Annotated in this window: 6 protein-coding genes; 3 read left to right on the top strand and 3 right to left on the bottom strand. The window is 70.6% G+C overall.

Annotation, left to right across the window (positions count from 1 at the left end; genetic code table 11):
- Positions 1-127: 127 nt before the first annotated feature.
- Positions 128-580, bottom strand: a complete 453-nt coding sequence (locus AB0D10_RS45535) for a GNAT family N-acetyltransferase (protein ID WP_360268778.1) — start codon at positions 578-580, stop codon at positions 128-130.
- Positions 581-707: 127 nt separating this feature from the next.
- Complete coding sequence (locus tag AB0D10_RS45530; protein ID WP_360268775.1) at positions 708-1,499, bottom strand: VOC family protein; 792 nt, start codon at positions 1,497-1,499, stop codon at positions 708-710.
- Positions 1,500-1,710: 211 nt separating this feature from the next.
- On the opposite strand from AB0D10_RS45530, the gene AB0D10_RS45525 reads away from it, so the two are divergent.
- The 3 genes from AB0D10_RS45525 (at position 1,711) to AB0D10_RS45515 (ending at position 6,750) form a co-directional block, all read left to right on the top strand.
- Entirely contained in the window at positions 1,711-3,942 is a 2,232-nt protein-coding gene (locus AB0D10_RS45525; RefSeq protein WP_360268772.1) for an ATP-dependent RecD-like DNA helicase, read from the top strand.
- Between the two features lie 225 nt (positions 3,943-4,167).
- Positions 4,168-5,457 (top strand): citrate synthase, encoded by a 1,290-nt coding sequence (locus tag AB0D10_RS45520; protein WP_360268770.1) that lies wholly within the window; start codon positions 4,168-4,170, stop codon positions 5,455-5,457.
- A gap of 573 nt (positions 5,458-6,030) precedes the next feature.
- Entirely contained in the window at positions 6,031-6,750 is a 720-nt protein-coding gene (locus tag AB0D10_RS45515) for an SDR family oxidoreductase (RefSeq protein WP_360268767.1), read from the top strand.
- A 62-nt stretch (positions 6,751-6,812) separates the two neighbouring features.
- Here AB0D10_RS45515 and AB0D10_RS45510 read toward each other — a convergent pair.
- The coding region (locus AB0D10_RS45510) for a hypothetical protein (RefSeq protein WP_360268764.1) at positions 6,813-7,019 on the bottom strand (207 nt) is incomplete at its 5' end.

Below are 7,019 nucleotides of genomic sequence, written 5' to 3'. Positions count from 1 at the left end.
GGGGGGACCCTGTGGGAGAGTAGGACGCCGCCGAACAATCTTTGTGAAGAACCCCCATCCGGATTCCGGATGGGGGTTCTTCGCGTTTCCCGGGCGTTCTGTCCGAGGTGCGGTGTCGGACCTTCGGTCAGACCTTCAGCTTGAATCCGACGTGCGACGGAACGAATCCGAGCCGTTCGTAGAAGCGGTGGGCGTCGGTGCGGGTGGCGTCGGAGGTGAGCTGGACGAGGTCGGCGCCGAGTTCGCGGGAGCGTTCGACGGCCCATTCGATCAGGTCGGTGCCGAGCCCGTTGCCACGTTCGTCGGCGTGGACGCGGACGGCCTCGATGATCGTGCGCGTGGAGCCACGGCGGGATAGGCCCGGGATGACGGTCAGCTGCAGGGTGCCGACGGTCCGGCCGGCCCGGTCGGCGACGACCAGGTGCTGGTGCGGGTCGCCGTCGATGCGGGCGAAGGCGGTGCGGTACGCGGTGAGGTCGTCGGGGCTCTCACGGGTCGCGCCCAGCGGGTCGTCGGCGAGCATCGCCACTATCGCCGGGAGGTCCGCCTCGGTCGCCCGGCGGATCGTCAGATCGGTCATGTCGCTCATGATCAGAGAATAGAAGGCACCGGTTGACCTCGATCGCCTGTCTACGCCCGTAGCACCCCCTCACGCCCCTTCTCGGGGGCGATCCGGGGCCGGGTGGGCGGGGCGGGGTGAACGGGTGTCACGCGCCGGGTGCGGCACTGGTGATGACGGCGAAGACCGCGCCGTGCGGGTCGGCGAGCCGGGCGAGGCGGCCGACGCCGTGGACGTCCGTGGCGGGGAGCCGGACGGTGGCGCCGAGGGTGTCGGCGATGGCGAGGCTGGCGTCCGCGTTGGGGACCTCGAAGTACGGGAACCAGTGCGAGGCGGTGCCGGCGGCGGTCTGGTCGGGGTGGAGCTGAACGATGCCGCCGTGCGCGTCGTCGGTGCCGCCGCCCGCCGGGGTGAGGACGGTGTAGAGCGAGTCCCCGAACGGGACGTCCTGTTCCTGCCAGCCGAAGACGGCGCGGTAGAAGGATTTGGCGAGTTCGGCGTCGACGCTGAGGCACTCGGCCCAGCAGAGGCTGCCCTCCTGGTCGACGAGGTCCAGGCCGCGGGTGTCGTGCGGCTGCCAGACGGCGAAGTCGGCGCCGGTGGGGTCGGTGTAGCCGGCCATCCGGCCCGAGGTGAAGACGTCGAAGGGGGTGTACCGGACGCGGCCGCCGGCCTGTTCGACGAGTTCGGTGGTGCGGTCGGCGTCGAGGGTGGCGAAGTAGAGGGTCCAGGCGGGTGCGGAGCCCTCCTCGGTGAGCGGGCCGAGGGCGGCGACGGTGCGGCCGTCGAGCCGGAAGAAGCCGTAGCCGCCCGCCTCGGGGCCGGCCGAGTCGAAGGTCCAGCCGAACAGCGCGGTGTAGAAGTCCACGGAGGCCCGGGTGTCGGGGCTGCTCAGGTCGAGCCAGTCGGGGGAGCCGGGGCGGTAGGCGGTGTTGAGCATGTCGGCACTGCTCCTCGGACGGGGCCGGCCCGGGCGGGCGCGGTCGACGGTCCCCCTGCCTGCCCTCAGCCTGGCACTTCGGCGGAGGCGCTGCACGGCGGGCTCCGCAGGCCCGGGCCGGGCCGCCGGGTTCCGGGGCTGTGGGCTTGTCGGGGCCGGGCGGTACGGTGCGTAGCGGAATGATCCACCCGTACCGGTCGAAGGGGGCCCGGTGAGCAAGCACGCGCCGTCGGGGCAGCAGCCGCTCCAGCTCGCGCAGGTCGAGGGCGTGTTGGAGCGGATCACCTACGCCAACGAGGAGACCGGCTACACGGTGGCCCGGGTGGACACCGGCCGGGGCGGGAACGACCTGCTGACCGTGGTGGGCGCGCTGCTGGGGGCGCAGGTCGGGGAGTCGCTGCGGCTGCACGGGCGGTGGGGCTCGCACCCGCAGTACGGGCGGCAGTTCACGGTGGAGAACTACACGACGGTGCTGCCGGCCACGGTCCAGGGGATCCAGCGGTACCTGGGCTCGGGGCTGATCAAGGGGATCGGGCCGCGGTTCGCCGAGCGGATCGTGGAGCGGTTCGGGGTGGACACCCTGGAGGTGATCGAGAGCGAGCCGGGCCGGCTGATCGAGGTTCCGGGGCTGGGGCCGAAGCGCACCAAGAAGATCGCGGCGGCCTGGGAGGAGCAGAAGGCCATCAAGGAGGTGATGGTCTTCCTGCAGGGGGTCGGGGTGTCGACCTCGCTGGCTGTGCGAATCTACAAGCAGTACGGCGACGGTTCGATCGGTGTGGTGAAGAACGAGCCGTACCGGCTGGCCGGGGACGTCTGGGGGATCGGTTTCCTGACGGCGGACCGGATCGCCCAGGCGGTGGGGATCCCGCACGACAGCCCGGAGCGCGTGAAGGCCGGCTTGCAGTACGCGCTGTCGCAGAGCACCGACCAGGGGCACTGCTTCCTGCCGGAGGAGCGGCTGATCGCGGACGGCGTGAAGCTGTTGCAGGTGGACGTCGGGCTGGTGATCGACTGCCTGGCGGAGCTGGTGGCGACGGAGGGGGTGGTGCGCGAGCCGGTGCCGGGGGACGGCGGCGGGCCGATCACCGCGGTGTACCTGGTGCCGTTCCACCGGGCGGAGATCTCGCTGGCCAACCAGCTGCTGCGGCTGCTGCGTTCGGACACCGACCGGATGCCCTGGTTCGCCGGGGTGGACTGGCGGGTGGCGCTGGACTGGCTGGCGAAGCGGACCGGGGCGGAGCTGGCGCCCGAGCAGGAGCAGTCGGTGCGGTTGGCGTTGACCGAGCGGGTCGCGGTGCTGACGGGCGGCCCGGGCTGCGGCAAGTCGTTCACGGTGAAGTCGATCGTGACGCTGGCGCTGGCGAAGCGGGCCAAGGTCGTGCTGGCGGCGCCGACCGGCCGGGCGGCGAAGCGGCTGTCGGAGCTGACCGGGGTGGAGGCGTCGACGGTGCACCGGCTGCTGGAGCTGAAGCCGGGCGGGGACGCCGCGTACGACCGGGACCGGCCGCTGGACGCGGACCTGGTGGTGGTCGACGAGGCCTCGATGCTGGACCTGATCCTGGCGAACAAGCTGGTCAAGGCGGTGCCGCCGGGGGCGCACCTGCTGTTCGTGGGGGACGTGGACCAGTTGCCCTCGGTGGGGGCCGGGGAGGTGCTGAGGGACCTGCTGGCGGCGGGCGGGCCGATCCCGTCGGTGCGCCTGACCAGGATCTTCCGGCAGGCGCAGCAGTCGGGGGTGGTGACGAACGCGCACCGGATCAACGAGGGCAAGCCGCCGTTGACGGAGGGTCTGGCGGACTTCTTCCTGTTCGCGGAGGACGACGCGGAGCTGGCGGCCGGGCTGACGGTGGACGTGGTGGCGCGGCGGATCCCGCAGCGGTTCGGGTTCGACCCGCGCCGGGACGTCCAGGTGCTGGCGCCGATGCACCGCGGTCCGGCGGGGGCGGGGAACCTGAACACCCTGTTGCAGGGGGCGGTGACGCCGGCCCGGGAGGGGTTGGCTGAACGCCGCTTCGGCGGCCGCACGTTCAGGGTGGGGGACAAGGTCACGCAGATCCGCAACAACTACGACAAGGGGCGGAACGGGGTCTTCAACGGCACAGTGGGAGTGGTGACCGCCCTCAGCGTGGACGACCAGCGGCTGACGGTGCTCACCGACGAGGACGAGGAGGTGGCCTACGACTTCGACGAACTGGACGAGCTGGCCCATGCGTACGCGGTGACGATCCACCGCTCGCAGGGCAGCGAGTACCCGGTGGTGGTGATTCCGGTCACCATGTCCGCTTGGACGATGCTCCAGCGGAACCTGCTCTACACCGCTGTGACCAGGGCTCGGAAACTCGTGGTGCTGGTCGGGTCACGGAAGGCGATCGCGCAGGCCGTACGGGCTGTCAGCGCAGGTCGGAGGCATACCGCGCTCGATCATCGGCTGACTACTGGATGATTATCCAACGGGATGGTTGCCTCTAATGTTCTCTTGACGTGAAGAGATTTACGGCAGAGCCTAGGGTGGTGCCGATCTTGTCCGGTTCGTACCGGCTGCGGCGGCAGGTTTTGTAGGGGCGGGCCCTTTCGGGCCACCCCGGGTGCGCGACTGTCCTCCGGATGGGGGATGGTGGAGACAGTCAGGGCACCTTGGAAGAGGATTCATTTCGTCGGTGAGGAAGACGTGAGCGACAACTCGGTAGTACTGCGGTACCAGGACGGCGAGTACGAGTACCCCGTCGTCGAGAGCACTGCGGGCAACGCCGGCTTCGACATCTCGAAGCTGCTCCCGCAGACCGGCCTGGTCACCCTGGACAACGGCTTCGGTAACACCGCCGCGTACAAGTCCGCGATCACCTTCGTGGACGGCGACAACGGCATCCTGCGGTACCGCGGCTACCCGATCGAGCAGCTCGCCTCGCAGGGCGGGTTCATCGAGACCGCGTACCTCCTGATCAACGGTGAGCTGCCGAACGCGGACCAGCTGGCGGAGTTCAACCGCGAGATCACCCAGCACACCCTGCTGCACGAGGACGTCAAGCGCTTCTTCCAGGGCTTCCCGCGGGACGCCCACCCGATGGCGATGCTGTCCTCGGTCGTCGGCGCGCTGTCCACGTTCTACCCGGAGAGCCACAACCCGTTCGACGCGGCCCAGCGCCACCTGTCGACGGTCCGCCTGCTCGCCAAGCTGCCGACGATCGCCGCCTACGCGTACAAGAAGGCGATGGGCCAGCCCTTCGTCTACCCGCGCAACGACCTGAGCTACGTCGAGAACTTCCTGCGGATGACGTTCGCCGTCCCCGCCGAGGACTACGAGCTCAACCCGGTCGTGGTCAACGCCCTCGACAAGCTGCTCATCCTGCACGCGGACCACGAGCAGAACTGCTCGACCTCCACCGTGCGTCTGGTCGGCTCCAGCCACGCCAACCTGTTCGCCTCGATCTCGGCCGGCATCTCGGCCCTGTGGGGCCCGCTGCACGGCGGCGCCAACCAGGCCGTCCTGGAGATGCTGGAGAGCATCCAGAAGGACGGCGGCGACGTCGACGCCTTCATCACGAAGGTGAAGAACAAGGAAGCCGGCGTCAAGCTGATGGGCTTCGGGCACCGGGTCTACAAGGCGTTCGACCCGCGCGCCGCCCAGGTGAAGCTGCTCGCGCACGAGGTCCTCGGCCAGCTCGGCAAGAGCGACGAGCTGCTGGACATCGCGCTCAAGCTGGAGGAGCACGCCCTCAAGGACGACTTCTTCATCTCGCGCAAGCTGTACCCGAACGTGGACTTCTACACCGGCCTGATCTACCGCGCCATGGGCTTCCCGACCAGCATGTTCACCGTGCTGTTCGCCCTCGGCCGGCTGCCGGGCTGGATCGCTCACTGGCACGAGATGATCAACGATCCGACCAGCCGGATCGGCCGCCCGCGCCAGATCTACACCGGCACCGCGATCCGCGACTACGTCCCGCTCGACGGGCGCTGACGACACGCGCGACGACGCCGACGCCGGGCACCGCCCGGACGGGAGCTGAAAGGGGCCCGGCCGCTGACTGAGCGGCCGGGCCCCTCCGCGTCCCCGCGCGGCGCCCCCGGAAGGGCCCGCGCGGAGACGGAACCGTACGGCGCACGACTCCGGGGCCGGCCGCAGCCGGGGACGGCCGCTCAAAGCGTCCCTGACCCGCCAGAACCCCGGCGTCGTGCGCGAAGGCCGTCAGGACGACGACCGTTCCCGGGGCCCGCCGGAGCCCCGTCGGCGGCAGCCGATGGAAGCGCGGGGACACGATGCCGTTCAGCGTGACCTCGCCCGTCGGAAAAACTGCCGCACTACCAACCTAAGACGTATCAGGGTGCGAGAAGTTACGCCCGGGGGGTGTGAGCTGCCTCTCGCCACGCTCCGTGTGCGCGCCGTACCCCGCCCATATCACACCTTCTCTCGCGTGGGACGTCACCCTCCCCGCAGTTACGGCAACCGAGCGTGATAGGAATCGTGGCATTCCGGTACGGACCGTCGCGCACACTCGCAGCGCGACGGCGGAACTGGGGAGGGAGTGCGCAGATGGCCAGGAACGTCGTCGTCACCGGCGGTGGCACGGGAATCGGGTACGAAGTCGCGCGGCGGTTCGCCGAGGTGGACGACCACGTCGTGATCGTGGGCCGCCGCCGGGAGGTCCTGGAGAAGGCCGCGGCCGACCTCGGGTCCAACGTCACCCCGCTGGTGTGCGACCTCGCCGACCCGGACGCCGTGGAGGCCGCGCTGCGCGAACTGCCCGAGCGGATCGACGTCCTGGTCAACAACGCCGGCAGCCGGGAGACCGTGGTCGGGGGCGGGCCGCACGCCCTACTGGCCCGCTGGCGCGGCGACTTCGAGCGCAACGTGCTGACCGTGGTGCTGCTCACCGAGTCGATCCGCGACCGGCTCACCCCGGGCTCCGGCCGGGTCGTGACCATCAGCTCCATCGCCGCCCTGCGCGGGGCCGGCTCCTACGGCGCGGCGAAGGCCTCGCTGCACGCCTGGAACCACTTCCTGGCCGCCCAGTTGGGCACCTCGGGCATCACGGCCAACATCGTCGCGCCGGGGACGGTCAGCGGCACCGAGTTCTTCGGGCCGCGGCTGGACGAAGCCGAGGTCGCCCGGCGGGCGGCCCGCACCCTGCTCGGCCGGATCGGCGAGACCGGCGAGGTCGCGGCGGCGGTGCACTTCCTCGCCTCGCCCGAGGCCGGGTTCATCACCGGCGAGATCCTGCACTGCAACGGCGGCGAGCTGCTGGGGCGTTGAGGCACGGCGAGGGGCCCGGACCGATGCCGGTCCGGGCCCCTCGCGTCTGCCGGTGCCGGTGCTCAGGCGGGCCGGAAGCGGCGCAGCCGGAGGCTGTTGGTGACCACGAAGACCGAGGAGAAGGCCATGGCGGCGCCGGCGATCATCGGGTTGAGGAGTCCGGCGGCGGCCAGTGGCAGGGCGGCGATGTTGTAGCCGAAGGCCCAGAAGAGGTTGCTCCTGATGGTGGCGAGGGTGCGGCGGGAGAGTCGGATGGCGTCGGCGGCGGC

This window comes from Kitasatospora sp. NPDC048545 (assembly GCF_040651155.1).
Lineage (GTDB): Bacteria > Actinomycetota > Actinomycetes > Streptomycetales > Streptomycetaceae > Kitasatospora.
This window is presented reverse-complemented; position numbering and strand designations above follow the sequence as displayed.